This window comes from Arenibacterium sp. CAU 1754 (assembly GCF_054482635.1).
In genome coordinates this window covers 145,266-171,809 of sequence record NZ_JBTLRG010000005.1, presented here as the reverse complement: position 1 = coordinate 171,809, position 26,544 = coordinate 145,266, and the positions used below count along the sequence as shown (strand labels likewise).

The following is a 26,544-nucleotide window of genomic DNA, read 5'->3' as shown; positions in this document are numbered from 1 at the left end:
CCCAACCAAGGGGAATGGCACAGTTCTTTTCCCATTAATGACTTCTAGTCCATATGGCATATGTTTTCTATCCCTCAGGTTGTGGGGGTATAAAGAGTGTCAGGCGGGGCATCCCGCCCGTTCAAGAGTATCCCGCAATCCGCGCGGTTTTGCGGGTTGCGGACTCGGCTGGTACAGCCGAACAGCGCTGCAATTGATGGATCGCACGGTTCCATCCCCAGGGTCGAAATCCCGGAAACGTGCAATTTTTCTCGCAGATGCTGGCACAGGTGGGGCGCGTAGTGCCGTGTAATGTCTAACTCCCGCACCCACATGAGGAACCTCTGCCTTAAGGGCAGAGGTTTTTCGCTTGCCCCCGGCTGTCAAAACCCGCGCTATCGCCTTGATCCCGCGGGGCCACTTGGCCATAAAACCGCTGCTGATCCGATGACAGGACCTTTTCTTGGCCAAACTGTTCTTCAACTTCTCGACCATGAACGCAGGTAAATCGGCGATTCTGTTGCAGGCGTCGCATAACTATCGCGAACACGGCATGCACACCTATCTGCTGACCGCGCGGATTGACGGGCGCGCAGGCACCGGGCGGATTGCATCGCGGATCGGCATCGGGTCGGATGCGGATATGTTCGATCACGGCGATGATCTGTTCGCCATGGTCAGGGCCCGTCTGGAACAAGGACCGGTTGCTTGTGTTTTCGTCGATGAGGCACAGTTCCTGGCGCCCGACCAGGTCTGGCAACTGGCCCGCGTGGTGGACGATCTGAACCTGCCGGTGCTGTGTTATGGCCTGCGCGTCGATTTCCGGGGCGAGCTGTTTCCCGGGTCGGCCACGCTGTTGGCCCTTGCCGATGAAATGCGCGAGGTGCGGACCATCTGCCGCTGTGGACGCAAGGCGACGATGGTGATCCGTCAGGATGAAAACGGGCGCGCCATTACCGACGGAGCTCAGGTGCAGATCGGCGGCAATGAAACATACGTCTCGCTGTGTCGGCGTCATTGGCGCGAGGCGGTTGGCGATCGCCCCACCGAGAAACCGGGCACACCCGCCTAGTGCATGCGCCCGCCATCGGGCACCGTCTGATCCGGCGCGATCAGAACGATTTCACCCTTTTCGTCCGGCAGGCCCAGGACCAGAACCTCGGACATGAACCTGCCGATCTGGCGGGGTGGGAAATTGACCACGGCCATCACCTGTTTGCCGATCAGGGTGTCGGGCGCGTAATGCGCCGTAATCTGGGCCGAGGATTTGCGTTCACCGATGTCGCCGCCAAAATCGACCCATAGTTTGATCGCCGGTTTGCGTGCCTCGGGATAGGGTTCGGCCCGCGTTACCGTGCCAACCCGGATGTCCACCTTGAGAAAATCATCAAAGGAAATGTCAGCCACGGGACAACTCCTTTGACCGGTTTGTGGCCGCCGCAACGGCGCGCGACAGCAGGACGGGGAATCCGGTATCGGGCTCCATCAGAACCTCCAGCGCCGCCTGCGTGGTGCCGTTCGGGCTGGTGACGTTGATGCGCAATTGGCTTGGGTCTTCGTCGCTTGCTTCGGCCAGCGCACCGGCCCCGGCGACGGTCGCCTTGGCCAGTTGCATCGCCAGATCTTCGGGTAGCCCCTGTTCCACGCCGGCCCGTGCCAGCGTTTCGATCAGGTGGAACACATAGGCCGGCCCCGACCCGCTCACGCCCGTGACGGCATCCATCTGCGATTCGCTATCCAGCCGCACGGTCTGGCCCACGGCAGCCAGCAGTGAGTCGGCCATGTCCATGTCGCCTGCGCCTGCGTGGGCATTGCCGATCAGCGCGGTAATCCCCTTTCCGATCGCGGCCGGCGTGTTGGGCATGGCCCGTATGATCGGGGTGTCAGCCCCCAAAACGGCCTCATATGCGGAAATCGGCGTGCCCGCCGCGACCGAAACAAACAGGGTTTCCCCCCCGCCCAGCGCCGCAAGCGTCGGCAGCGCCTCGCCCATCATCTGGGGTTTGACCGCGATCAGCACGATGGCGGGCCGGTCCGGCAGAGTTGTGTTGATATTGACCCCGGTGCCGCGCAGCCAGTGAGACGGCGCCGGGTCGATCACCCAGACCGACGCCGCAGGAAGCCCGTCCGCCAGCCATCCGGCCAGCATCGCCGACCCCATCTTGCCACAGCCCAGCAGAACCAGCCCGCGGTCGGCGATTTCAGACATGTCCATATGCGCAGCCCTTTCCCTTGCGGTTCAGGGCTCAGGTTTACGCGCGCCCATATGCCTCTGCAATGGCGACCTGCATGGCGTCCTTTGGCGTTCGGTCTCCCCAGACCAGAAGCTGGATCGCCGGATAATACCGCTCGGCGCTCAGAACGGCGGATGTGATCATCGTGTCGATCTGTTCGGGGCAGGCCACCTGCCCGCCGCTGAGAACCAGACCATAGCGATAGACCATCAGCTTCTGCTCGGCCCAGTAGGTAAAGGCCCCGGCCCAGCACGCATCGTTCATCGAATTCAGCAGTTCATAAAGCTGAGGAAGCTTTTCCTCGGGCGGCTCCATCTCAAAGGTACAGACCAACCGCAGGGTTTCGTCATAGTTGGACCAGGCCAGCGTGATGGAATAGGTGCGCCACTGGCCTTCGACCGCCATGGCAATCTGATCATCCCCGATGCGATCGAAATCCCAGTCGTGATGCTCGGCCAGGTGCTCGACGATGTCGATGGGGTGAATTTCGTCTTCCAGATACTGCTCGGAAAGGGCCATGGTGCCACCTCACTGATCTCTAGCGGTGCAGCGCGGAAGGCGCCGCTATTGCTAGGTGCCTGCTCTAGGGACCGGGGCGACCCCCCGTGTCCATACCAAATATGGTGGGCTGTCAGGATCCATCTGGCAACCCCCTATTTGGGGGAGGCAGGCAATAAGTTGTGGACAGACCGTGATTTCGCCCAAGATATCGGCGCAATCCCGGCACACTCGTTCCAAAACCGTGCCTAACGCGGTTCTGTGTATCGCCCCCGCAAGGGGTAGAATTTGGAATGGCGCGGCAGCGCCGCCTTTGGATCAGTCGCCCAGCTTGGCTTCAAGCGCGGCAATCCGGGCCTCAAGCGCCGCGTTCTCTTCTCGCGCCTTTTGCGCCATCGCGCGCACGGCGTCGAATTCTTCGCGGGTTACAAAGTCGCGGTCGGCCAGCCAGCGATCCATCAGGCCTTTCATAGCGGTGTCGGCTTCGTTCTTTGCGCCCTGCGCGACACCCATCGCGTTGGTCATCAGCTGGGAAATATCATCCAGAATCTTGTTGCGCGTTTGCATCGGGGTTCTCCATCTCGTGTTACGCCTTATATGGGTGCGCAGCGCCAAAGGGGCAAGGTTGACTTCGCCCCGCGCGCAGAGGCATTGAGACGCATATGCAGGCAGCCATCAGATTCCCCGATTTCTCGCCCGAGATTTTCTCGATCACCCTATTCGGGATGGAATTCGCCCTGCGCTGGTATGCGCTGGCCTATATCGCCGGCATCCTGATCGCCGGATGGCTGGCCGTGCGGGCGGTCAAACGCCCGGAACTTTGGGCCGGTGGCGATGCACCGCTGACCCCGCGCCAGATCGAGGATCTGCTGACCTATATCGTGATCGGCGTCATCGTCGGCGGGCGACTTGGTTTTGTTCTGTTCTACCAGCCCGCATACTACCTCCAGAACCCGTCCCAAATACTCAAGGTCTGGCAGGGCGGCATGGCGTTTCACGGCGGATTGCTCGGCGTGATCGCGGCCAGTTGGTTTTACACCTGGCGCCAGTCGATCCCGCGTCTCAGCGCGGCCGACCTCATCGCCCATTCCGTCCCGCCCGGCCTGCTGCTGGGACGGCTGGCCAACTTCATAAATGCCGAACTCTGGGGGCGCCCGACGGACCTGCCCTGGGGTGTGGTTTTTCCCGGCCCGGCGGCGCAGGACTGCGGCATGACCATCGTCGCGGGTTACTGCGCGCGCCACCCCTCGCAGCTTTACGAGGCGGCGTTGGAGGGCCTTGTCCTTGGTGCCGCCCTCTTGTGGCTGGTCTATCGGCGTGGCGCGTTCCGGGCGCCGGGGAGGGTGGCGGGTGTGTTCTTTGCCGGATACGGCGCGGCGCGGTTCCTGGTCGAATTCGTGCGCCAGCCGGATGCGCAATTCGTCGAACCCGGCAACCCGCTGGGGCTGGCCTGGCACGTGGGGGGCTGGGGTCTGACCATGGGTCAGCTTTTGTCCCTGCCGATGATCGTGCTGGGGCTCTGGCTCGTCCTGCAGGCCCGGCGGAGCGCGTCGGCATGACCCTTGCAGGCGTGATTGCCGCACGCATCCGTCAAAACGGGCCAATCAGCATGGCCGATTACATGGTCGACTGCCTGCTTCACCCTGACTTCGGTTATTACGTCACGCGCGATCCGCTGGGCGTGGCGGGCGATTTCATCACCGCCCCCGAGATCAGCCAGATGTTCGGCGAAGTGGTCGGACTTTCACTGGCGCAGGCCTGGATCGATCAGGGCAGTTCCCCGCGCTTTACCCTGGCCGAGTTGGGGCCGGGGCGCGGCACGCTGATGGCCGATGCCCTGCGGGCGGCGGGACGTGTTCCCGGATTTGCAGCCGCCGCCGAGGTGATCCTGCTAGAAGCCTCGCCCGTATTGCGTGCCGCGCAAGCGGACGCTCTTGGCCAATACGACCCGCGCTGGATCGAAACCGTTGACGCCCTGCCCGCGCAGCCGCTGTTTCTGGTGGCCAATGAATTTTTCGATGCCTTGCCCGTGCGCCAGTTTCAACGCGGCAACACCGGCTGGTGCGAGCGGCGCATCGGGCTCAACGGCGATGATCTGGTAATCGGGCTGGCCGCCGAGGCCCCGCATCCGGCGCTGGATCACCGGCTGGCGGATACGCGGGCCGGGAACATCGTGGAACACTGCGCCGCCGCAGCGCCGATTGTCGACGTGATTGCCCGGCGCATCGCCGATCATGGCGGCGCCGCGCTGATCGTCGATTATGGCGACTGGCGCTCTCTCGGGGATACGGTGCAGGCGTTGCGCGATCACAAAAGCGTACCAATTCTTGAAACCCCCGGATCCGCCGATCTGACCGCGCATGTGGATTTCGAACTGATCGCAGACACCGCGCGGCGCGCCGGGTGCGCCCATACCCGGCTGACCCCACAGGGCATATTCCTCGAACGCCTCGGGATTACGCACCGCGCGCAGACATTGGCCGAGCAAAAGAGCGGCGAGGCGCTGGACCAGGTCGTCAGTGCACATCGCCGGTTGACGCACCCCGGGGAAATGGGAAACCTGTTCAAGGTACTTGGCCTTTATCCTGAATCAGCAACCGCGCCCCCCGGATTGGACCCATGACGCTGGAAATTCTCACATCGGAACACCTGATCCCTGCCCATCACGGATTCTTTACCCGTCGTGGCGGTGCGTCTTCGGGTGTGTTCAAGGGTCTGAACTGTGGCGCCGGGTCGTCGGATCAGAGCGACATGGTCACCATCAACCGCGCCCGCGTGGCCCAGGCGATGGCCGTCCCGCCCGAGGCCCTGATTGGCGTTCATCAGGCCCACACGGCCGATGTTCTCAGGGTCGATGGCCCGCTGGACGGCAAACCGCGGGCTGATGCCATGGTCACGGCCACGCCCGGCGTGGCGCTGTCGATTCTGACGGCCGACTGCCAGCCGGTTCTGTTCGCCGATCACGACGCCGGGGTGGTGGGCGCAGCCCATGCTGGATGGCGTGGGGCGCTCGACGGCATATTGGAAGCGACGCTGGAGGCAATGGAAGAGCTGGGCGCCAGACGGGAAGACACGATTGCCGTGATCGGCCCCAGCATCAGCCAGCGCGCCTATGAGGTGGGCCCGGAGTTTTTCGACGAATTCATGGCTGACGACCCCCAAAACGCGCAGTTCTTTGCAGGTGGGGCCGAGGACCGGATGCAATTTGACCTGCCCGCCTTTGGTCTGCACCGGTTGCGGCGCGCGGGCATCGGTCATGCGGAATGGACGCGCCATTGCACTTATTCGGATGCCGACCGGTTCTATTCCTACCGCCGCAGCACGCATGAGAAAGAGGCCGATTACGGCCGGCTGATATCGGCGATCCGGCTGTAGCACGGGCGCAAATATGGCCAATGGCGACCCATTTGCGCCATATTTCAAGCGGTCTACAGCGACACAGACCGTCGAATACCCGGCCGACATTTAAAATTTTACCATTTATTTACAATATCTTGAATTGATGCCGGTACACAGCTTTGACCCTGTCGCCGATTTTTTCGCCAGACTTGGTGAATTTCCTTCTGCGCGCCAAATGGCTGCCAGATTGCGGGCAGACAGTGGCTTCAAGAAACAATCTGGGCACACGCCCGGGGCAGCAGTAGGAAACAGAAACAATGACCCGCAAGTCGCGCTTTATCAAATCGGTTGTCGAAACAACCCGCAAAGGCGAAACGGAGATGCCCTGGAGCCGGGGCGCACGCCGCGCACAGATGATCGCGCGCCGGTCCACAGACAACAGTTCATCGCGCCAGGCGCGACTGGGATAACGGTTTTCCCTCCGCGGCCTTCGGGCCGCACCTTTTCGCGAACCCCAGCCGGTTGCTGCCCCCGTCCGGCCGGGTAAAAGAGCCCGCCTCGTCCCTGACGGGGCGGGTTTTTTCGCGGCTTTTGGACAACTTTTCTTGGGAGCTTACCGGTGCATTACACACTGTTTCAGGAACAATCCCGCGCCTTTTGACAAATTGGCAACTGCCGTTGCGTCAGTTGTCAAATCTTATTGACAAATTAAGCGGAAACCCGCCATTTGTTCCATATCGCAGAACCAGCTAACGAGTACTTGTTGGTCTGTCGTTGTCGGTGGGGGCCGACGCAGATCGACCCGAATTGAAAGGGCCGAACCCCATGACGATCCCCGCCTCGCTGTCGCGTGCTGCGCAGCGCGCTATCAGAACCACTTCCCCTGTCGATGGTGATCCTGCAGCCCTGCGCGCGCGTCCCAAACCGCAATTGCGCCGCTACGAGGTGAGCTCGCTTCTGCCCAATGGCAATATTGCCGAAACCCGTCACATTGCCCCTGCCCTGCCGCTGTTCGAAGATGCGTTCTGTGCGTTCTCACGCGGCACCATGATCCAGACATCACAAGGGCCCGTCGCGATCGAAGACATCCTGCCGGGCGACGAGGTGATCACAGCACAGGGCGACGCCCAGCCGCTACTGTGGAAAGGAAGCACCACGATTGTTCCCGGACGCCCCGGTCCGCAAGGGCGCAACATGCACCTGACCCGCATCATGGCCGATTCCTTCGGGATGCAGCGCCCGATGTCCTTTGTGGTGACGGGTCCGTCGGCACGGCTGCTTTACACCCCCGAACACATGCGCGGCGTGGCCGGCGGCATCCAGATGCTGACCCCGGTGCGCGAATTCATAGACGGCAACAATGTGATCGAAACCGCGCCGCCGACGGCGGTGGAAATGTTCCACCTGTGCCTGAAGACGCACAGCACCATCTGTATTGGCGGGCTTGAGTTTGAAACCTATCATCCGGGCGAAGACGCCGGAAAGATCGTGAACCATTCGTTGCGGTCACTTTTCCTGACCATGTTCAGCCACGTGGACAGTTTCAGCGATTTCGGGCCGATGTGTTACCCGCGCTCTGACAGTGACGTCATTGGTGGGGCGGCCATGACCGCCTGAGCTTCAGGGATTCTGGCTGAGCCGTTCTTCGAGTACATCAAAGGGAACGCCGGGTTCGTCCTTGGCGACACGGATCACCAACGACGTTTTCACGCTGGCCACATTGGGCGTGGTCAGCAATTCGCCGGTCAGGAAGCTTTGAAAGCTGCTGAGATCGGGGGCGACGCATTTCAGGATGAAATCCACCTCACCGTTCAGCATGTGGCATTCTCGCACCAGCGGCCATTGGCGGCAACGATCCTCAAAGGCGCTGAGTTCGGCCTCGGCCTGGCTGTCCAGCCCAACCATGGCAAAGACTTGCACCTCGAAGCCAAGCTCGCGCTCATTCACCTCGGCATGATATCCGCGGATCAGCTTGGATTCTTCCAGGGTGCGCACCCGGCGCAGACAGGGCGGCGCGGAAATGCCGACACGGCGCGCCAGTTCCACGTTGGTCATTCTCCCGTCGTCCTGAAGTTCTGACAGGATTTTGCGATCAATAGGATCGAGTCGCGTGGTGACCATGAATTTCCCCCTGAGGTTTGCGGTTCTTATAGCAGCGCCAGAGGCGCGCGCAATAATGTTTCGTCTGCGCGCAATAATATTCGCACATCTTTGAGCGTCAGGCCCTGCCCTGCGGTCACATCACCGTGCAAAGGGGGTTTAAGCCCGTTTCATCGCCGTCTATATGCAAAGCCCGGCGGCAGTGGGCCGTCATGTTCACCAAGCGGGAAAAGTCATGGCCGAAACACGTCACACCAAGGTTCTGATCATCGGGTCCGGCCCGGCCGGTTACACGGCGGGTGTTTACGCATCGCGCGCCATGCTGAACCCCATTCTGGTGCAGGGGATCGAGCCCGGCGGACAGTTGACCACAACGACCGAGGTCGAAAACTGGCCCGGCGATACCGAGGTTCAGGGCCCCGATCTGATGGTTCGGATGGAGGCCCACGCCAAGGCCATGGGATGCGAGATCATCGGCGACATCATCACCGATCTGGACCTGTCCAAACGCCCCTTTACCGCCACCGGTGATAGCGGCACGGTCTATACCGCCGACGCGGTCATCCTGGCCACCGGCGCGCGCGCCAAATGGCTGGGCCTTCCGTCCGAAGAAAAATTCAAGGGCTTTGGCGTGTCCGCCTGTGCCACCTGTGACGGGTTCTTTTATCGCGGGCAGGAAATCGTCGTGATCGGGGGGGGCAACACCGCCGTCGAAGAGGCGCTGTTCCTGACCAATTTCGCCAGCAAGGTCACGCTGATCCACCGCCGTGACGAATTGCGCGCCGAAAAGATCCTGCAGGACCGACTGTTCAAGAATCCAAAGATCGAACCGTTGTGGCATCACCAACTGGACGAGGTCATCGGCACCGACAGCCCGCTGGGCGTTGAGGGCGTGAAGATCAAGAACGTGCAAACCGGCGAAGTGACCGAAATTCCCTGCAAGGGCGTTTTCGTGGCCATTGGGCATGCCCCGGCCAACGAACTGGTCAAGGATGTCCTGGACCTGCACAACGGCGGTTACGTGGAAACCAAACCGGGAACCACCGAAACCTCGGTGCCCGGCGTGTTCGCCGCGGGCGATCTGACCGACCACGTCTATCGTCAGGCCGTCACCAGCGCCGGAATGGGCTGTATGGCCGCGCTGGATGCCGAACGTTTCCTTGCCGAGCAGGATGACTGATCCACGCCCTTGACCCGGCCCATGCCCCGCCGCAAGGTTTGACGACACTGCGCAAGGACGGAGGTCGGGCGGCGTGAACGTCCTGTGGCGAGGCAATTTGGCAACCCGTTTGCGCATCGCGTCGGGTCTCGTGCTGTTCACCTATGCGCTGTTTCATTTCCTGAACATCGGGTTCGGGCTGATCTCGCCCGACTTGCTGGAGCGCGGTCAGGAGTGGCGGCAGGTCATCACCCGCAGCTGGCCGGGCTCGGTTCTGCTATATGGGGCGCTGTTGATCCATGCGGGGCTGGCCCTGGTCAAGCTGGCTGGGCGGCGAACCCTGCGAATGCCTCTGAGCGAGGCGATGCAGATCGCTCTGGGCCTGTTGATCCCATTGTTTCTGACGGCACACGTGGTTTACACCCGCGCGGCACATGAACTGTTCGATGTGAATGATCGGATGGGGTATCTGATTGGCCTGATCTTTGGCACCCCCGATGGCTGGCGCCAGAGCCTGTTGCTGCTGATCGTCTGGACCCATGGCTGTATTGGCCTGCATTATTGGTTACGCAACCTGCCGTGGTGGCGGCGCGCGCAACCCCTGCTGGTTGCCGCGATGGTGCTGGTACCCTCCTTTGCGCTGGCCGGGTTTCTGACCGAGGGTCGGCGGTTGGCGGCGCTCCAGACCGACAGCGCGCAGTGGGGCACCTTGCTGCAGCAGTTCAACTGGCCCAGTGGCGCAACCTTTGCCGCACTCGCCCGCATAACCGAGGTCACCCTGCAGGTGATCTGGGCGGCACTGATCCTGACCGCAGTGGTGCATTTTGGGCGAAAGATCATCGGGCGCCGCCGATCGGTCAGGGTGCGCTATGTTGACGGCCCCGACATCAGCGCAGCACGCGGGCCCACCCTTCTTGAAATGTCGCGCGCCCACGGCGTGGCACACACCGCGCTGTGCGGCGGGCGCGGGCGCTGTACCACCTGCCGAGTCGTGATAGAGGACGGCGCCGATATGCTCCACCCGCCCAGCGACGCGGAACTGCGCAGCCTTCAGGCGGTGAACGCACCGCCGGGCACGCGGCTGGCATGCCAAATCCGCCCAAGCCATCCGATGACGGTGTTTCGCGTGTTCCGCCCCGACGGACGCCGCGCCCGCGCCCATGCCAGCGCCGGTCAGGAACGGCGCATGGCGGTTCTGTTTCTGGACATTCGCGGCTTTACCGCGCGCACCACGGGGCAATTGCCCTATGATGTCGTGTTCCTGTTGAACCGGTTCTTTGATGCGATCGTTCCGGCCATCACCGGCACCGGCGGGGTGGTTGACAAATACCTGGGCGACGGGCTGCTGGCGCTGTTTGAAACGGCGGATGAATCCAGCTCGGCCCGCGCCGCATTGCAGGCCACCGCCCGGATCGGCGCCGCGCTGGAGACGTTCAACCAAAGCCTCGCCCGCGAGGGTGCCCCGGAGTTGCGTATCGGGATCGGCCTGCATCTGGGCAACCTCGTTCTGGGTGAAATCGGCGCCGCCGGAAATGCACCCCGCACCATCATTGGTGAAACGGTGAATGCCGCCAGCCGGCTTGAGGCCAAGACCAAGGATATCGGGGTCGAGGTTCTTGTCTCCTCGACCGTCCTGAGCAGTGCCGGAATTGACGTTGCCGACCTGCCCCTGACCCGGATGGACCTGCGCGGCGTGCGCACCCCGGTCGAGTCGCTGCCCATCGCCAAGGCGCGCGATCTGGAACAGCTTCTGGCCAGGTGACCATGGACACGGCCAAAACAGGCCAAAAATCGCCAATCCGGCCAGTTTAGGGGCCAAAACCGGGCCTCAACGGCGTTTTTCGCCGCCAAATCCGCATAATGACGCAAAAACCCGAAACTTCACCTAGACTTCTGCCGCCGACAGGGTCTATGCGCTGCCCGACCGGGTCACACGGCCCCATGCCGCACACGCAAAACTGAAAGTTCTCACATGACCATGCTTAGCAATCTGGCTCCGATCCCCGAGCTGTATGTTTCCCACGACTCTGCCCAGAAATTGAAAGTTGAGGCAGGTGAACTTAAAAGTCACGACCTGAGCCCGCGCCAGATCTGTGACTTGGAATTGCTGATGAATGGCGGCTTCAACCCGCTGAAAGGGTTCATGAGCGAGGCGGATTACGACGGCGTCGTCGACAACATGCGCCTGGCCGATGGCAGCCTGTGGCCGATGCCCATCACGCTGGATGTTACCGAGGACTTCGCCAAGGGCCTGGAACTTGGCGAAGATATCGCCCTGCGTGATCAGGAAGGCGTCATTCTGGCCACCATGACTGTCACCGACAGGTGGGAGCCGAACAAATCGCACGAGGCCGAAATGGTTTTCGGCGCCGATGACGATGCCCATCCGGCCGTGAACTACCTGCACAACACCGCCGGCAAAATCTATCTGGGTGGCCCGGTAACCGGCATCCAGCAGCCGATCCATTATGATTTCCGCGCCCGCCGCGACACGCCCAACGAATTGCGCGCCTATTTCCGCAAGCTGGGCTGGCGTCGTATCGTGGCCTTCCAGACGCGCAACCCGCTGCACCGCGCGCACCAGGAACTGACCTTCCGCGCCGCGCGCGAGGCACAGGCCAACCTGCTGATCCACCCGGTCGTGGGACTTACCAAACCCGGTGATGTCGACCACTTCACCCGCGTGCGCTGTTACGAGGCCGTGCTGGACAAATATCCGGCCGCCACCACCACCATGTCGCTGCTCAACCTGGCAATGCGTATGGCCGGCCCGCGTGAGGCCGTCTGGCACGGACTGATCCGCAAGAACCACGGCTGCACCCATTTTATCGTCGGCCGCGACCACGCCGGACCCGGCAAGAATTCTGCCGGTGAAGATTTCTACGGCCCCTATGATGCGCAGGACCTGTTCCGCAAACACCAGGACGAGATCGGCGTCGAAATGGTCGACTTCAAACACATGGTCTGGGTGCAGGAACGCGCCCAGTATGAACCCATGGATGAAATCGCCGACAAGGATGACGTGACCATCCTGAACATCTCGGGCACCGAACTGCGCCGCCGTCTGGCCGAAGGTCTGGAAATCCCCGAATGGTTCTCCTTCCCCGAGGTGGTCAACGAACTGCGCCGGACCCGTCCGCCGCGCAACAAGCAGGGCTTCACCGTGTTTTTCACCGGTTTCTCGGGCTCGGGAAAATCGACCATTGCCAACGCTCTGATGGTCAAGCTGATGGAAATGGGCGGTCGCCCCGTGACACTGCTCGATGGCGACATCGTCCGCAAGAACCTCAGCTCGGAACTGGGGTTCTCCAAGGAGCACCGTGACCTCAACATCCGCCGCATCGGCTATGTGGCCTCCGAGATCACCAAGAACGGCGGTATCGCTATCTGTGCCCCGATCGCACCCTATGCCACCACCCGCCGGGCCGTGCGCGAAGACATCGAATCCTTTGGTGCCTTCGTCGAGGTCCACGTGGCCACCAGCATCGAAGAATGCGAACGCCGCGACCGCAAGGGGCTCTACAAACTGGCCCGCGAAGGCAAGATCAAGGAATTCACAGGCATCTCCGACCCCTATGACGTTCCCGAAAACCCCGAATTGCGGGTCGAAACCGAAGGCACCGATGTGGACAACTGCGCCCACCAGGTTCTTCTGAAACTGGAAAACATGGGCCTGATTTCGGGCTGATCCGCCCCGTCTTGACCATGCCGAAACCCCGCGCCTTCGGGCTGCGGGGTTTTTTCTTTCCTGACCCCCTTCATCTTGCCCAAAAACTCCGGGGTTTGGGGCAGCGCCCCAACCGGCACGCAGTGCCGCAAGCAAATCGAATGCGCCGCAGGCGCGCCTTTGCGGTCAGAGACTGTCGCGAATGGCCTGCGCTGCGCGCTTGTCGATATCTCCAAAGCTGTCCAAAACCGGCTGCATTGCCTGAATTTTCGGAAGGCGCTCTTCAAAATCCCGCTCGGACACCGATTGCACCGCACGCTGGATATCCTCCAGCGACGCACATTGGATGATGCCGTCGGGATCGACAAACCGGTCCAGGTTGGGACACCCCCAATAGATTGGCACCGTGCTGCATAGCACCGCATCGACTAGCTTTTCGGAAAAATAATTCGGCTCGCGCATGTTCTCGATCACTACCGAATAGCGAAACGGCGCAAGCCCGTCGGCCTTGCGCTCGAACGGGGTGTATCCGCGCCCCATGACCTCGACCTGCTGACCTGTTTGGCGGATCCAGTCCACCACGCTGTGGCGCAGTTTATGGCCCGTCGTGTCGCGCTTTGCCGAGGCGATCAGTGAGGTCATCTCGGTCTTGTTCAGCGGCAGATCACGCCATTCGGGCACCCAGGTTGAGCCGAAAGGAAAGAAAATGCCGTTGGGAATGCGGCCCAGAAGGGTTTCATTGAACGTCAGCACCCGAAAAAAGCGCCGGTGCGTCACGCGCAGCAAATTCAGGTGCTTGGTGTGAATGATCGACGGTTCGCCAAGGATCAGCGAAATCTGCGCCCGCAGCCCGCGGCGCGGGCTGAAATGGGAGATGGTCTTGGGATAGACGATCAGGTGATCCGCCGCGCCCATATCGCCCACGGTGGCCCCTTTCAGACGCGCCGGACACCCCAGCGGCCAGATCAGATCTTCTGTCGAGCGCGCGGCCAGTGTCACATTCTGCGGCGTGCCATAGGGCAGGATGGCGATGGCAGGGTCCTGGTCGGTCATACGCACCTATCCCCGCCCGGCAGGGAGCGAAACGCTGCCCCGCATCAACACGAACCCGGCGCCTGCCACGCGCACGCCCGTCATTGCATCGGGCGAGCCGACACGTGTGACTGTCGCTTGGCCGGGCCGGTCCATCCAGTGGCCCTGTTGCGCGACAAAACTGTCCCCCGCAATCATTCCGTGATGCCAGAGATAGGCCGCCATCGCCCCTGTCGCAGACCCTGTGAATGGGTCCTCGGGCGGGCTGGGCGGCGCAAGAAGCAGCCGCGAAAACGTCTCACCCGCCTCGGTCGCGCCTTTCAATGTCACCAGGAAGGGTTCGGCCATGTCGTCGCCGTCATACCCGTTTGATGCCGCCAGCGCGCGTAAGGCCTCGGGGTTGATCCGCGCGGCGCGCAGGGCGGCATGATCGCGCAATATCGTGATACAGAACGGCAATCCGGTCGACACCATCTGCGGCGGCGCAATGATATCTTCGGGTGTCAGGTTGATCGCCTGGGCGACCATCTCAGGCTCGACCATCGGCCCGAACTGCGGCGCGACCTGGGTCATTTCGATCTGATCGTCCGTGATCCGGATCGGCACCAGCCCGGCGCCGGTTTCCAGAACCAGGTCACCGCCCTTGATCATGCCCCGGTCTTTCATCGCGGCGACGGTAGCAATGGTGGGATGTCCGGCAAACGGGATTTCACGGCTGGCCAGAAAATACCGGACCCGCACGTCCGCCACGTCCGACGGACCAGTGAATGTACATTCGACAAGTGAGGTTTCGCGCACGAAATTCATGCAGGTCTGGTCATCCAGCCCCGCGCCGTCATGCACCACGGCACATCCGTTCCCGCCAAAAGCCCGGTCGGAAAAGGCATCGACCCAGTCGAACTGAAATTCCGGCATATGTCGCCCCGCGTCGCTTTTTAACCCATGTGCCACAGGCATGGCGGTTCAGCACGCGGGGCGCAAGATGTGATTATTGCCCCTTGGGGCCGATCCGATCAATGCACCGCGACGGGGGCGTAATCGTTCTGACGCGCAAGCGTGAACGCAAGTTGACGCGTGGCAACCAGCGCCAGTTGCTGACCTTCAGCGTCGTGCACGGCATAGAGCTGTTCCAACTCGCCCGCCTCGTCGCGCAATTCGCTGGGCAGATCCGCAACAGCAACCGTTTTGACGTACACAATGCGGCTGTCCGAATCGTCGAAATCAAATGGAGTGTTCATGTCTTACCCTTTCCTGATGTTGATCGTCTGAACCACGGCATCTGGAACCGCACGGGTCAGATCGACGTGCAAAAGACCGTTTTCCATGATCGCCTCGCCGACCTCGACACCCTCGGCCAGCACAAAGACGCGCTGAAACTGGCGTGCCGCGATACCGCGGTGCAGAAAAACCCGGCCTTCGCTGTCGTCGCGTTGGCGTCCACGGATCACCAGTTGCCGGTCTTCAACGGTGATCGCCAGCTCATCCTCGGCAAATCCAGCCACGGCCAGGGTGATGCGATAGGAATGGTCTGATGTCTGCTCGATATTGAACGGAGGATAACCTTCGCTGCCGGACTTTGCAGTACGTTCCAGCAGGCGTTCCAATTGCTCAAATCCCAGCATATGCGGGTGTGAGCCCAGTGTAAGTTTCGACACGTGATACGTCCTTTGATACGAAAGCGACGGTGCGCACGGTCCCGGTTCGGCAACCGCGCAAGAGGAATATGGGAAGAAATCCCAGCATTAACAAGGTCTAGGCGAAAACATCTTCTCCCTGTAAAGTGAAGGCTCGCCAGAAGCTTACCCGCGAGTCGCCCTGATGAATGCCCCGACTGATCTGTCGATGAAAACCGACGATGTGTTACGTGTGGAACTGGAAGTGTTTCGCCGTCAGCACCGCGATCTGGATCAGGCGATCGAAGCCCTTGTTGAAAAAGGAACAGGCGATCAGTTGACGATCCGGCGCTTGAAAAAACAAAAGCTCAGGCTCAAGGACCTGATCGCCCAGATCGAGGACCGGCTGACCCCCGATATCATTGCCTGATCACGGTCAGGCGCGGCATGGCTGCAACCCCGGACACAGATATGCAACGTGACATTGCCTAAGCCATTGGGTTGGCTATAGTGCGCGCTCTTTCACGACGAGGGCAGGTTATGCAAAAGACCCAAGTAGGCATCATCATGGGCAGCCAATCGGACTGGCCGACGATGAAGGAGGCCGCCGAAATTCTGGACGCGCTGGACGTGCCATATGAGGCCAAAATCGTCTCGGCCCATCGCACGCCGGACCGGTTGTGGGACTATGGCAAAACCGCCGTCGACCGCGGGTTGCAGGTGATCATCGCGGGCGCGGGCGGGGCTGCACATCTGCCCGGCATGATGGCCAGCAAGACGCGTGTGCCGGTGATCGGCGTTCCGGTGCAGACACGTGCCCTGTCGGGTGTCGATTCCCTGTATTCCATCCTGCAGATGCCGCGCGGCTTTCCGGTCGCCACCATGGCCATCGGCGCGGCGGGCGCGGCCAACGCGGGGCTGATGGCCGCGGGCATTCTGGCGTTGCAGGACCCGGCGCTTGCCCAGCGGCTGGACAACTGGCGTGCGGCGCTTTCGGCCTCGATCCCCGAGGAGCCGAGCGATGACTGACCCCTTGGCCACAGGCGCCACAATCGGAATTCTGGGCGGCGGTCAGTTGGGCCGGATGCTGTCGGTCGCGGCGGCGCGGCTTGGGTTTGCCTGCCATATCTATGAACCGGGCGCCAACCCGCCCGCCGGTCAGGTTGCGGCGCAGTTGACAACCGCTTCTTACGAGGACAAAGCCGCGCTTGAGGCCTTCGCGCAGTCGGTCAATGTGATCACCTATGAGTTCGAAAACATCCCCACCACCGCGCTGGACATTCTGGAACGGCACCGCCTGATCCGTCCGGGGCGCGAGGCACTGCGGATCAGTCAGGACCGCCTGACGGAAAAGACTTTTCTGCAAGGGTTGGGCCTGAAAACCGCGCCTTTTGCCGACATTCCCGATCTTCCCGCGCTCAAGGCAGCGCTGAGCGACATCGGCGCGCCCGCGATCCTCAAGACCCGCCGGTTCGGCTATGACGGCAAGGGACAGGCACGACTGAACCGGGTCGAGGATGCCGCGCACGCCATGGATGAAATGAATGGCGCGCCCGCCCTGCTGGAAGGGTTCGTGGATTTCAGCCACGAGGTTTCGGTCATTGCGGCACGCGGCGTGACCGGCGATGTGGCCTGTTTCGATCCCGGTGAAAACGTGCACCGCGACGGTATTTTGCACACCACTACGGTCCCTGCCCGGCTGAGCCCGTCACAGCGCACCGATGCGGTTCTGCTGGCCGCCAACATCCTGAATGCGCTGGATTACGTTGGGGTTCTGGGGGTCGAACTGTTTGTCACCGCCCAAGGATTGATCGTCAATGAAATCGCCCCGCGCGTGCACAATTCGGGCCACTGGACCCAGAACGGCTGCACCGTGGACCAGTTCGAACAGCATATCCGCGCCGTGGTTGGCTGGCCGCTGGGCAACGGGCAGCGCTATGCGGATGTGGTGATGGAAAACCTGATCGGCGATGACATGGACCGGGTGCCCGCCCTTGCGGGTGCGGCTGATACCGCGCTGCATCTTTACGGCAAGGCCGAGGTCAAGCCAGGCCGCAAGATGGGCCATGTGAACCGGATTGTCCGCTAGGATCAGGCGAAGAAACGCGCCGCCACATCGCCGCTCAGGTAACTGAACCGCCCCGCCGCCATGGTGGCGGCAACGCGTTTTGTACCGGCGTCGAGGATCACCAGATCAGCGCGCTGGCCCGGTATCAACTGCCCCCTGTCCTCAAGCCCCAGAACCCGCGCGGGCCCCGAGGAGACCAGCGCCCAGGCCTGTACCATGTCGCAAAGCCCGCTTTGGGCCAGCATCAGCGCGGCACGGCGCGGCGACGGGTAGTGATAATCCGACGCCAGCGCATCGCACAGGCCCATGGCAACCAGATCGAGTGCGCTGACATTGCCCTTATGCGATCCGCCCCGCACCAGGTTGGGCGCGCCCAGAACGATATGATCCCCCTGTGCGCGGGCGGTTTCCGCCGCCTCGGCGGTTTCGGGAAATTCGGCAATCCTGGCCCCGCGCGCATGCCAAATCTTGCGATCCTCGGCGCTGTGGTCATCATGGCTGCCGATGCGGATTCCCTGCGCGGACAGTTTGGCGCAAATGTCGTCCAGTGCCGCAGGTACGCGATCCGTGTTCGCGTGCAGGTCAAGCAGCATTGCGAAATGACGGTCCGGGTTGCGCCCGGCCTTGAGCGCCTGACCGGTCAGCCGGGGCGGTTTGCGCCCTTCGGCCAGACGATCATGCGGCAGGTGGTCGTTGAACACGACATAGGACACGCCCCATTGGGCGATTCGTGCGGGCAGGTCCGCGTAATCGTCCAGCATATGGGTTTCAAACCGCAATTGCGCCAGCAGGTCGGTCACCAGATCGCCGCGCACGGCGCGGATGGCCTCGAACACCTGCGCGGCGTAGTCAGGGCCGCGCAAGCCCCCTTCCCAGCTGTGGAACTGCGCCAGAACGGCGGTGGTGATCCCGTTGGCCGCCAGTTCCGCCTCGGTCGCGATGACGCCTTCGGTCATTTGCTTCATCGCGCCGCGACGCGGCGCAAGATGGCGTTCGAACCCGTCGCCATGCAGGTCGATGATGCCCGGCAGAACCAGGTATCCGGTCAGGTCCACCGCCCGCCCGGTCGTGTCGCCCACGACCTGCCCACCGGACAGGGACAGGGGCGCACGCCGCACTCCATCGTCTGGGTGCAGGACCTCGGCGCCGGTCAGGTCCATCTCCAACGGGGTCATCGGCTGGGCTCTCCCTCCTGTGTGCCGTCTTCGCAGAGACCCAGCCCCCGGCAGGTTTCATTCACCAATTCGGCCATCGCGTCCACCCACGAGATTTCGGCGTGAAAGCGCTCGAATTCAAGGAAGTGGAGCGTTTCGGCAATGACGCGCGGGTTGTTCATCATGAACGTATGGGTCACCGGAAGGCTGACGTGATCGACCATGCCGCGCACGAAGGTGGACTGGACCGACACCTTGCCGTCATCGGGGCCGGGGATGATCGCGGAAAACACCAGGTTCAGCGTGTGGTATCCGGCGATGATCCCGACCGTGTAATCGGCGGGTGGCAAATGGCGGGGCAGGCTGTTTTCGTCGGTCCCCAGTTGCAGGCCTGCGGGGCCGTTCAACAGGCCGAACACGGCGATGTCGCCCAGTTCATCCACCAGTTCGCTGCCCTGGTTGGGCGGGCCCAGCATGACGACACGGCCCAGGTTTTCCGGGCGATGATCCTTGAGCCAATAGCGGATGAGGATGCCGCCCATGGAATGGGACACGAGGTGCACGGTTTGATCGCCACACAGCTTGAACGCATTCGGAAGCGTTGTTTCTGCCAGCTCGGGAATGGGCAGATCGGTCGACGGGTAGGCAGGGCTGTACACTTCATAGCCGCGCGCGGACAGAACCTCCTCCATGATGGCAAAGGACGCATCGGTGCGCGCCAGACCATGCAGCAGCACGACACAGTCGGCTGCAGCAGGCAGGGGCAGGAACAGGAGCAGGGCAATCAACCATCGCATGGGCGCTGGCATACGCCGATTTTGCCGGTCATGGAAGGTCGGCTAATTCCCCGGTGTTTTGCGCAGGGACAGCGCGATGCCCCCCAGGACCAGCGCCGCGCCGACGACAAAGCGCAGACCGACCGTTTCCCCCAGAAAAGCCACACCTGCGGCCACGGCGATGACCGGCACGCTGAGTTGCAATGTCGCTGCAAACGACGCCGACAGGCGCGGCAAAAGACTGTACCACAAGGCATACCCCATGCCCGATGTGACCGCGCCGGACAGGACAGCCAGGGCGAGTCCTGTGGGTTGAATCAGCATGGGCACTCCGGCGATAAGCGGGGCCAGCAAGGTCAACGGAAGGGCCAGGCAAAAGTTGGCCGCCGTCCCGGTCAGGGCGTCCGGTTCGCTGCGACCCGCCAGGGAATAAAGGCCCCAGCCAATGCCAGCGGCGATCATGAAGGCGGCACCGCGCAACGTGACACCACCCTCTGCTCCGGGCCAGAGTACCAGAACCAGACCAACAAAGGCGACGGCCGCGCCGCTCAGTTGGCGGGGCGGCGGGCGGGTTCCGCTCATGGCAGAGACTGTGAACATGGTCATCTGCACGACGCCGAACAGGATCAGGGCCCCCAGCCCGGCATCCAGCGTCAGGTACGCCACGGAAAACCCGACCATATAGAGCGCAAGCGTCCCCGCGCCGACGGCCCGCTGGCGCAGCCCCCATGTCAGCAGGCGCCCCCGCAGACGTGCCAGGACAACAAGCGCGACCGCCCCGGAAAGCACGCGGATCACCGCGAAACTTGCCGGATCAGCATGACCCCCATCGACCGCAAGACGGTTCAGGATGGAATTGGCCGCAAAGGCGCACATTGTCAGAAGGATAAGCAAAAACAAACGCATATGCGCACTGGGCCGGATTTCGGGCCAAAGCGCAAGGGTCTTGGACCGCACGGTTGCGTGTGGGCGTTTTACCCGCCGCCAAAGGCCCTGGGATAGATCAGTTGTTCCTGGGGGGCGGCATCACCCGGACCAGCAAGCAGCGTATGATCGATGGGATAGGGCGAGGTCAGATTGCGGGCACGCGCGGCGCTGACCCCGGCGCGTTCATAAAAAGCAACGTCGCCCAGAACCACCAGGAACCGGCCCGAAATGCGGGCCCATTCGGCGACCAGACCCACCATGCGTTTACCAATGCGGCGGCCTTGAAAATCAGGGTGCACAGCCACCGGCGCAAGGCAGAGCCACCCCTTTGGCGCGGTCATGTGGGACAGGGCGCAATAGGCGATGATCGCACCCTCGGCAGTCATCACCTGTTCGCCCGCCATGGCGCGGTCCTTGCGCAGGGATTTGACCAACTGCGCCTCGTCCGGGCCGCCGAAGGCCAGACGCAGCAAGGCATCGACCTGGGGCTCTTCGCCCGCTTTGAGTTCGCGCAGATAGTCGGGGGCGATGGCCATGGAGATCTCCGGGGGAAATGAAATTAGTGCGGTTTCTAGGCGTCTTATGGAGGTCGATGTTCGATTTGTACATCTTGTCGCCCCGCGGGGCGTCATCGCCCTTTGGCCTCACCAAACCCCGATGAAGAAAGTTTTCGGGTGAGCCTGTCCACCCATTTTGCGGCGGAAGCACCCAGCAGATTTCGGTTGAAGTAAAGCCCACCACCGAATGTCTCAGACGCGGACAAAGTCGCCGAAAAAAGTCCCTACTCTTGGTTCGGCATACGTCCTCTAGTGAGAGGTTGATTGTTCCTGCGAAAAAGGACCTGTATGGCCTCGTCCTTAAGTTTTGTCGCTTTGCTCTGAGTCGGCGTTTTAGGCGATACAGCGGGCTTGTGCTAAGCCCCGGGGGCAATTTTCAGGTGTGCAGGTTTTTAATTTGCAAGGCCATATGTACCTGTATTCCTAGAATACTAAACCAACATGACAGAGGACAAATAAATGCCACTAAATGCCATCGCCTTTGACGCCTACGGAACCCTATTCGATGTCTATTCGGTAAGTTCTTTGGCCGAAGAGCTTTTCCCCGGAAAAGGCGCGCAACTTGCCACTATCTGGCGCGACAAACAAATCGAATACACCCGCCTACGCACCCTGTGCGACAAATACGCGGACTTCTGGCAAGTGACAGGCGACGCCCTGGATTATGCCTGTGCGGCACTTGGCCTGGAACTGACCCCTGGCTCACGGGACCGCCTGATGGGTCAATACGCCGAGCTTTCTGCCTTTCCCGAGAACGCTGAGCAATTGCTTCGCCTCAAGGACGCCGGGATCACCTTGTCGATCCTGTCAAACGGAACGCCATGGATGCTCGATCAAGCCGTCAAAGCCTCCGGGCTTGAAGGATATTTCGAGCATGTATTAAGCGTCGATACCGTCAAGCGTTTCAAGACAGCGCCGGAAGCCTATCAAATGGGACCTGATGCCTTGGGCTTTGATGCGAAAGAGATCCTGTTCGTTTCTTCGAACTGCTGGGACATTTGCGGAGCAACCTGGTTCGGGTACCGCACCATCTGGCTTAATCGATACGGGCTTCCGCTGGAACGCTTGGGCGTCAAGCCGCACCGGATTGGCTCATCGCTGCAAGATGTTGCGGACTACGCCCTCGAACTGAACACCTGACCACCCAATCCCAAACCAAACACGACTTGCGACATGGTCGAGCTAAACTTCCGAAAAGGAATACAAATTGTCTGATCCAACGTCCGAGGTCATCTTCCACGCCTACCCGCAATCGCCTGTTGCCGAAAAAGTTCGGGTTGCCTTTGGCATCAAAGGACTTACCTGGCGCAAGGTGGAAATTCCGCGCCTGCCACCCAAACCAATGTTGACGGCGCTGACCGGTGGTTATCGGCGCACACCGGTCATGCAGATCGGAGCGGACATCTACTGTGATAGCCAATGTATCATCCGCGAACTTGAACGGCGATTCCCTTCACCGACCTTCATGCCCACGTCCGATCAGGGCTTGATGTGGTGCCTAAGCCGATGGACGGACGGGGCCTTGTTCGACCAAACCGTGCGCCACATTCTGGGTGCGGCTGGCGATCAGCTGGACAAGGATTTTGCGGCGGATCGTGGGCGGCTATACCTCGGAGAGGACTGGGCGGCAGCGTTGAAACAAGCCAACGCCGATCTTCCTCATCTGGTGTCACAAATGCGCGCGCCGCTGTCATGGCTGAACACGCAAATGTCTGACGGGCGGGCATTCTTGCTCGGTCCGCAGCCTGCAGCGATAGACGCACAGTTCTACCACGTGGTCTGGTTCTTGCGCGGCCGATGGGCAGACGGGCCATCATTTCTGTCGGAATTCAAAGACCTCGTCCGCTGGGAGGCGAATATCCAGGGCATCGGCCATGGAACCGCCATCGATATGGACCCGCAGGATGCCATTTCGCGCGCAAAGAACCTGGAACCAACCGCCGAGACTGGTGTGGCACCTCATGACCCTCAGGGCCTCTCGATCGGGCAGTCCGTAACGGTCCGACCTGACGTGAATGGCGGCGAGCAACCCGTCGCAGGGAAGTTGCGCTACGCCGATGCCGAGACCGTCGTTATCGAACGCTTCGCAGAAGATGTGGGCACTGTGTGCGTCCATTTCCCACGATCCGGCTACCGGATAGACTTGTTGTAATGGGTTCCGCTGCTCAAAATCAAAAAATGGCAAGACGTGAACCAACAAATGGAAAAGGCTGGCCGATGATAGATCTCTACACATGGACGACACCGAACGGCCGCAAGGTTTCGATCCTCCTCGAAGAACTTGGCATCCCTTACAAAGCTCATTCAATCGACATCACCAAGGATGAGCAATTCGCGCCGGATTTTCTAAAAATAGCGCCGAACAACCGCATTCCAGCGATTGTCGATCAGGAGACCGGCATTCACATGATGGAGTCCGGAGCGATCATGATGTATCTGGCGGACAAGTACAAAAAGTTTCAATGCAAAGGCCCCGAATATTGGCGGATGGTTGAATGGCTGATGTGGCAAATGGGCGGTTTGGGCCCAATGCTGGGACAGACCCATCACTTTGTGAAGTATAACAAAGGCAAATCGGAATACGCCGAGAAGCGTTACGCCGCCGAAACGCAGCGTTTGTACACTGTTCTGAACACTCGCTTGGAAGGGCGCGATTTCATAGCAGGGGCAGACCGGGGAACCTATTCAATCGCAGACATGGCATGCTGGCCGTGGGTGTCCCGCTTTGAATGGCAAGAAGTTGACCTGAACGCTTTTCCAAACATCAAGGACTGGTATTTGCGCATCGCTGAACGCCCGGCGGTGCAAGCTGGTTATTCTGTTCCCAAGTTTACAACCGACGTTCCCATGCCTTAGCGAAAACCCTTTGTTGAAATGACCAATGGAAGGGGATGGATTAAATCCGAATGCAGAGATTGCGGCCTTCCCCTCCAAAACTCCGAAAAACCAGAGCTATCAACTTACATAAGCGGGGGTGAAAAGGTCCAGGACTGGGTTGAGTATCGGCCGATCTTGGAACCACTCCTCGGGTGCCGTCAGGTGTCCGGCGTCGTAGTTACCGAGATGCATGGCGGCGTGTCATCCGATGTGCATGGGCTATCGTCGTGACCAACCAAATCGTCACTGTCCGCCATTTGCAGGTCATTTAGACACCTTGCAGCATTTGTCAAAGTGGGCTCGCAGAAGACGTCACACTTTTTTCGATTTGGGTCAGTCTTGCGACGGGACAACCAAACATTTCTAGAGTTTTCGCCGCGTAGCGTGCACGATTGCCCGCGCGGTTATCATGCGGATTGCCACCGTCTGGCCCGCCCGCTGATGGGCCAACCCCTTTAGATCACATTTAGGAAACCTGTCGGCTGGGAACCGGTGGACCTCAAGGAAAAAGGGGCCGCCGATTGGCAGCCCCTTTCAAATGTTTTTACCAAATAGGCTGGCTTACATCATGCCGCCCATTCCGCCCATGTCGGGCATGCCGCCACCGGCGCCCGCGCCGTCTTTGGACGGTTTGTCGGCAACCATTGCTTCGGTGGTGATCAGCAGAGCTGCAACCGATGCCGCGTCCTGCAGAGCAGTGCGCACAACTTTGGCCGGGTCGATCACGCCGAACTTGAACATGTCGCCATATTCTTCGGTCTGAGCGTTGAAGCCAAAGGTGACATCGTCGCTTTCGCGGATTTTCCCGGCAACAACTGCACCGTCCACACCGGCGTTTTCAGCGATCTGGCGCAGGGGCGCTTCGATGGCTTTACGCACGATGTTGATGCCGACGTTCTGGTCGTTGTTCTCGCCTTCCAGACCGGCCAGCGCTTTGGCCGCCTGAACCAGAGCAACACCGCCGCCCACAACAACGCCTTCCTGCACAGCAGCGCGGGTTGCGTTCAGAGCATCGTCAACGCGGTCTTTACGCTCTTTCACTTCGACTTCGGTCATGCCGCCGACGCGGATGACTGCAACACCGCCTGCCAGCTTGGCAACGCGTTCCTGCAGCTTTTCACGGTCGTAGTCGGACGTGGTTTCTTCGATCTGGTTGCGGATCTGAGCCACGCGCGCTTCGATTTCGGGCTTGGAGCCGTGACCGTCAACGATGGTGGTTTCGTCCTTGGTGATCTGGATTTTCTTGGCACCGCCAAGCATATCCATGGTCACCGACTCCAGCTTCATGCCCAGGTCTTCGGAGATGACCTGACCGCCGGTCAGGATCGCGATGTCCTGCAGCATGGCCTTGCGACGATCGCCGAAGCCCGGTGCCTTGACAGCAGCGATTTTCAGACCGCCGCGCAGTTTGTTGACAACCAGGGTTGCCAGCGCTTCGCCTTCGACGTCTTCGGCGATGATCAGCAGGGGTTTCTGCGACTGGATCACCGATTCCAACAGGGGAACCATCGGCTGCAGCGACGAGAGTTTTTTCTCGTGCAGCAGGATCATGCAGTCTTCCAGTTCGGCAGTCATCTTGTCAGCGTTGGTGACAAAATAGGGCGACAGGTAGCCGCGGTCGAACTGCATACCTTCAACCACGTCGGTTTCGGTTTCCAGACCTTTGTTTTCCTCGACGGTGATGACACCCTCGTTGCCGACCTTCTGCATCGCGTCTGCGATCTGGCGGCCGATTTCGGCTTCGCCGTTGGCCGAGATGGTGCCGACCTGAGCGACTTCATCGCTGTCGGTCACGTCACGCGCAGCCGCTTTGATCGCCTCGACGACCTTCAGCGTTGCCATGTCGATGCCGCGCTTGAGGTCCATCGGGTTCATGCCGGCGGCAACCGATTTCATGCCTTCCTTGACGATGGCCTGAGCCAAAACCGTCGCAGTGGTGGTGCCGTCGCCGGCCTCGTCATTGGTCCGGGAAGCAACTTCCTTGACCATCTGGGCGCCCATGTTCTCGAACTTGTCTTCCAGTTCGATTTCCTTGGCAACCGATACACCGTCCTTGGTGATGCGCGGTGCGCCAAAGGATTTGTCCAAAACCACGTTACGGCCTTTGGGGCCCAGGGTCACTTTTACCGCGTCGGCCAGGATGTTCACACCCTTGAGCATCCGGTTGCGGGCATCGGTGTCAAATTTGACGTCCTTTGCAGCCATGTCTTTTTCTCCTTTTGAGAATGTCTTGTTCAGTTCAGCGATAGGAAATCAGAGCAGCGCGGTGGCTTACTCGATGATCCCCATGATGTCGCTTTCCTTCATCATCAGCAGTTCTTCGCCTGCGACGGTGACCTCGGTGCCCGACCATTTGCCGAACAGGATCTTGTCGCCAGCTTTCACAGCCATCGCGATCAGTTCGCCGCTGTCCTTGCGTGCGCCTTCACCGCAAGCAACAACTTCGCCTTCGCTGGGCTTTTCTTTTGCACTGTCGGGGATAATCAGCCCGCCAGAAGTTTTCTCATCGCTTTCCGTGCGGCGAACCAGCACGCGGTCATGAAGCGGTTTCAATGCCATCTTTG

Annotated in this window: 30 protein-coding genes; 15 read left to right on the top strand and 15 right to left on the bottom strand. The window is 60.9% G+C overall.

From position 1 onward, the window contains the following. Positions 1-442 precede the first annotated feature (442 nt). Complete coding sequence (locus ACXYMO_RS17390) at positions 443-1,051, top strand: thymidine kinase (protein WP_458880005.1); 609 nt, start codon at positions 443-445, stop codon at positions 1,049-1,051. Here ACXYMO_RS17390 and ACXYMO_RS17385 read toward each other — a convergent pair. From ACXYMO_RS17385 to ACXYMO_RS17370, 4 genes are all read right to left on the bottom strand, one after another. Then, positions 1,048-1,386 (bottom strand): tRNA-binding protein, encoded by a 339-nt coding sequence (locus tag ACXYMO_RS17385; protein WP_458880004.1) that lies wholly within the window; start codon positions 1,384-1,386, stop codon positions 1,048-1,050. The two genes, ACXYMO_RS17390 and ACXYMO_RS17385, sit on opposite strands and share 4 nt — an antisense overlap. After that, a complete protein-coding gene (proC, locus tag ACXYMO_RS17380; protein ID WP_458880003.1) occupies positions 1,379-2,194 on the bottom strand; it encodes a pyrroline-5-carboxylate reductase in 816 nt (271 codons plus the stop codon). The genes ACXYMO_RS17385 and proC overlap by 8 nt, the downstream gene beginning before the upstream one ends. Positions 2,195-2,231: 37 nt before the next feature. Next, the gene (locus ACXYMO_RS17375) at positions 2,232-2,732 is read right to left on the bottom strand and encodes a type III secretion system chaperone family protein (RefSeq protein WP_458880002.1); all 501 of its coding nucleotides are present in this window, start codon (positions 2,730-2,732) and stop codon (positions 2,232-2,234) included. A gap of 297 nt (positions 2,733-3,029) precedes the next feature. Next, positions 3,030-3,278, bottom strand: coding sequence for an accessory factor UbiK family protein (locus tag ACXYMO_RS17370; protein WP_458880001.1), 249 nt, complete (start codon positions 3,276-3,278; stop codon positions 3,030-3,032). A gap of 95 nt (positions 3,279-3,373) precedes the next feature. Between ACXYMO_RS17370 and lgt the strand changes: the two genes are divergently transcribed. The 5 genes from lgt to ACXYMO_RS17345 all read left to right on the top strand — a co-directional run bounded on the left by lgt (position 3,374) and on the right by ACXYMO_RS17345 (position 7,667). Beyond that, positions 3,374-4,270 (top strand): prolipoprotein diacylglyceryl transferase, encoded by an 897-nt coding sequence (gene lgt / locus ACXYMO_RS17365; RefSeq protein ID WP_458880000.1) that lies wholly within the window; start codon positions 3,374-3,376, stop codon positions 4,268-4,270. Next, positions 4,267-5,334 carry a class I SAM-dependent methyltransferase gene (locus ACXYMO_RS17360; protein WP_458879999.1) on the top strand — a complete coding sequence of 356 codons (1,068 nt, stop codon included), beginning with the start codon at positions 4,267-4,269 and terminating at the stop codon, positions 5,332-5,334. The genes lgt and ACXYMO_RS17360 overlap by 4 nt, the downstream gene beginning before the upstream one ends. Further along, complete coding sequence (gene pgeF / locus ACXYMO_RS17355; protein ID WP_458879998.1) at positions 5,331-6,086, top strand: peptidoglycan editing factor PgeF; 756 nt, start codon at positions 5,331-5,333, stop codon at positions 6,084-6,086. The genes ACXYMO_RS17360 and pgeF overlap by 4 nt, the downstream gene beginning before the upstream one ends. Before the next feature lie 281 nt (positions 6,087-6,367). After that, positions 6,368-6,520, top strand: a complete 153-nt coding sequence (locus ACXYMO_RS17350) for a hypothetical protein (protein WP_458879997.1) — start codon at positions 6,368-6,370, stop codon at positions 6,518-6,520. 355 nt (positions 6,521-6,875) lie between these two features. Then, the gene (locus tag ACXYMO_RS17345) at positions 6,876-7,667 is read left to right on the top strand and encodes a Hint domain-containing protein (protein WP_458879996.1); all 792 of its coding nucleotides are present in this window, start codon (positions 6,876-6,878) and stop codon (positions 7,665-7,667) included. Positions 7,668-7,670: 3 nt separating this feature from the next. Here the strand turns inward: ACXYMO_RS17345 and ACXYMO_RS17340 are convergent, their stop codons facing one another. Continuing rightward, the gene (locus tag ACXYMO_RS17340) at positions 7,671-8,171 is read right to left on the bottom strand and encodes an Lrp/AsnC family transcriptional regulator (protein WP_458879995.1); all 501 of its coding nucleotides are present in this window, start codon (positions 8,169-8,171) and stop codon (positions 7,671-7,673) included. Positions 8,172-8,385: 214 nt separating this feature from the next. Between ACXYMO_RS17340 and trxB the strand changes: the two genes are divergently transcribed. The 3 genes from trxB (at position 8,386) to ACXYMO_RS17325 (ending at position 12,997) form a co-directional block, all read left to right on the top strand. Then, positions 8,386-9,330 (top strand): thioredoxin-disulfide reductase, encoded by a 945-nt coding sequence (gene trxB, locus ACXYMO_RS17335; protein WP_458879994.1) that lies wholly within the window; start codon positions 8,386-8,388, stop codon positions 9,328-9,330. 97 nt (positions 9,331-9,427) lie between these two features. Then, positions 9,428-11,071, top strand: coding sequence for an adenylate/guanylate cyclase domain-containing protein (locus ACXYMO_RS17330; RefSeq protein ID WP_458879993.1), 1,644 nt, complete (start codon positions 9,428-9,430; stop codon positions 11,069-11,071). 210 nt (positions 11,072-11,281) lie between these two features. After that, positions 11,282-12,997, top strand: a complete 1,716-nt coding sequence (locus ACXYMO_RS17325; protein WP_458879992.1) for a bifunctional sulfate adenylyltransferase/adenylylsulfate kinase — start codon at positions 11,282-11,284, stop codon at positions 12,995-12,997. 165 nt (positions 12,998-13,162) lie between these two features. Here ACXYMO_RS17325 and ACXYMO_RS17320 read toward each other — a convergent pair whose 3' ends face one another. The 4 genes from ACXYMO_RS17320 to ACXYMO_RS17305 form a co-directional block, all read right to left on the bottom strand. Further along, positions 13,163-14,029 carry a glycosyltransferase family 10 domain-containing protein gene (locus ACXYMO_RS17320; RefSeq protein ID WP_458879991.1) on the bottom strand — a complete coding sequence of 289 codons (867 nt, stop codon included), beginning with the start codon at positions 14,027-14,029 and terminating at the stop codon, positions 13,163-13,165. Between the two features lie 6 nt (positions 14,030-14,035). Beyond that, the gene (locus ACXYMO_RS17315) at positions 14,036-14,923 is read right to left on the bottom strand and encodes a PhzF family phenazine biosynthesis protein (protein WP_458879990.1); all 888 of its coding nucleotides are present in this window, start codon (positions 14,921-14,923) and stop codon (positions 14,036-14,038) included. Between the two features lie 98 nt (positions 14,924-15,021). Further along, positions 15,022-15,246 carry a DUF1150 family protein gene (locus tag ACXYMO_RS17310; RefSeq protein ID WP_458879989.1) on the bottom strand — a complete coding sequence of 75 codons (225 nt, stop codon included), beginning with the start codon at positions 15,244-15,246 and terminating at the stop codon, positions 15,022-15,024. A 3-nt stretch (positions 15,247-15,249) separates the two neighbouring features. Next, positions 15,250-15,663 (bottom strand): Hsp20 family protein, encoded by a 414-nt coding sequence (locus ACXYMO_RS17305; protein ID WP_458879988.1) that lies wholly within the window; start codon positions 15,661-15,663, stop codon positions 15,250-15,252. A gap of 163 nt (positions 15,664-15,826) precedes the next feature. On the opposite strand from ACXYMO_RS17305, the gene ACXYMO_RS17300 reads away from it, so the two are divergent. From ACXYMO_RS17300 to ACXYMO_RS17290, 3 genes are all read left to right on the top strand, one after another. Next, on the top strand, positions 15,827-16,051 hold the full coding sequence (locus ACXYMO_RS17300; protein ID WP_458879987.1) for a YdcH family protein: 225 nt from the start codon (positions 15,827-15,829) through the stop codon (positions 16,049-16,051). 110 nt (positions 16,052-16,161) lie between these two features. After that, positions 16,162-16,650 (top strand): 5-(carboxyamino)imidazole ribonucleotide mutase, encoded by a 489-nt coding sequence (gene purE / locus ACXYMO_RS17295; protein ID WP_458879986.1) that lies wholly within the window; start codon positions 16,162-16,164, stop codon positions 16,648-16,650. Then, positions 16,643-17,710, top strand: coding sequence for a 5-(carboxyamino)imidazole ribonucleotide synthase (locus ACXYMO_RS17290; RefSeq protein ID WP_458879985.1), 1,068 nt, complete (start codon positions 16,643-16,645; stop codon positions 17,708-17,710). The genes purE and ACXYMO_RS17290 overlap by 8 nt, the downstream gene beginning before the upstream one ends. Positions 17,711-17,712: 2 nt before the next feature. On the opposite strand, the gene ACXYMO_RS17285 is transcribed toward ACXYMO_RS17290, so the two are convergent. The 4 genes from ACXYMO_RS17285 to ACXYMO_RS17270 form a co-directional block, all read right to left on the bottom strand. Next, positions 17,713-18,864, bottom strand: a complete 1,152-nt coding sequence (locus ACXYMO_RS17285; protein ID WP_458879984.1) for an alpha-D-ribose 1-methylphosphonate 5-triphosphate diphosphatase — start codon at positions 18,862-18,864, stop codon at positions 17,713-17,715. Beyond that, complete coding sequence (locus ACXYMO_RS17280; protein WP_458879983.1) at positions 18,861-19,640, bottom strand: esterase/lipase family protein; 780 nt, start codon at positions 19,638-19,640, stop codon at positions 18,861-18,863. Before ACXYMO_RS17280 ends, ACXYMO_RS17285 begins: the two co-directional genes overlap by 4 nt. 42 nt (positions 19,641-19,682) lie before the next feature. Continuing rightward, on the bottom strand, positions 19,683-20,525 hold the full coding sequence (locus tag ACXYMO_RS17275; protein ID WP_458879982.1) for a DMT family transporter: 843 nt from the start codon (positions 20,523-20,525) through the stop codon (positions 19,683-19,685). A 68-nt stretch (positions 20,526-20,593) separates the two neighbouring features. After that, complete coding sequence (locus ACXYMO_RS17270) at positions 20,594-21,082, bottom strand: GNAT family N-acetyltransferase (protein WP_458879981.1); 489 nt, start codon at positions 21,080-21,082, stop codon at positions 20,594-20,596. 480 nt (positions 21,083-21,562) lie between these two features. Between ACXYMO_RS17270 and ACXYMO_RS17265 the strand changes: the two genes are divergently transcribed. From ACXYMO_RS17265 to ACXYMO_RS17255, 3 genes are all read left to right on the top strand, one after another. Then, a complete protein-coding gene (locus tag ACXYMO_RS17265) occupies positions 21,563-22,243 on the top strand; it encodes a haloacid dehalogenase type II (RefSeq protein WP_458879980.1) in 681 nt (226 codons plus the stop codon). 67 nt (positions 22,244-22,310) lie between these two features. After that, positions 22,311-23,255: a glutathione S-transferase family protein gene (locus ACXYMO_RS17260; RefSeq protein WP_458879979.1), complete on the top strand. Its 945-nt coding sequence runs from the start codon at positions 22,311-22,313 to the stop codon at positions 23,253-23,255. A gap of 65 nt (positions 23,256-23,320) precedes the next feature. Beyond that, the gene (locus ACXYMO_RS17255; RefSeq protein WP_458880153.1) at positions 23,321-23,959 is read left to right on the top strand and encodes a glutathione S-transferase family protein; all 639 of its coding nucleotides are present in this window, start codon (positions 23,321-23,323) and stop codon (positions 23,957-23,959) included. A gap of 582 nt (positions 23,960-24,541) precedes the next feature. On the opposite strand, the gene groL is transcribed toward ACXYMO_RS17255, so the two are convergent. Together groL and ACXYMO_RS17245 are read right to left on the bottom strand one after the other, a co-directional pair. Next, on the bottom strand, positions 24,542-26,185 hold the full coding sequence (groL, locus tag ACXYMO_RS17250; RefSeq protein WP_458879978.1) for a chaperonin GroEL: 1,644 nt from the start codon (positions 26,183-26,185) through the stop codon (positions 24,542-24,544). Between the two features lie 66 nt (positions 26,186-26,251). Beyond that, complete coding sequence (locus tag ACXYMO_RS17245) at positions 26,252-26,539, bottom strand: co-chaperone GroES (protein ID WP_458879977.1); 288 nt, start codon at positions 26,537-26,539, stop codon at positions 26,252-26,254. Between the last annotated feature and the right edge of the window lie 5 nt (positions 26,540-26,544).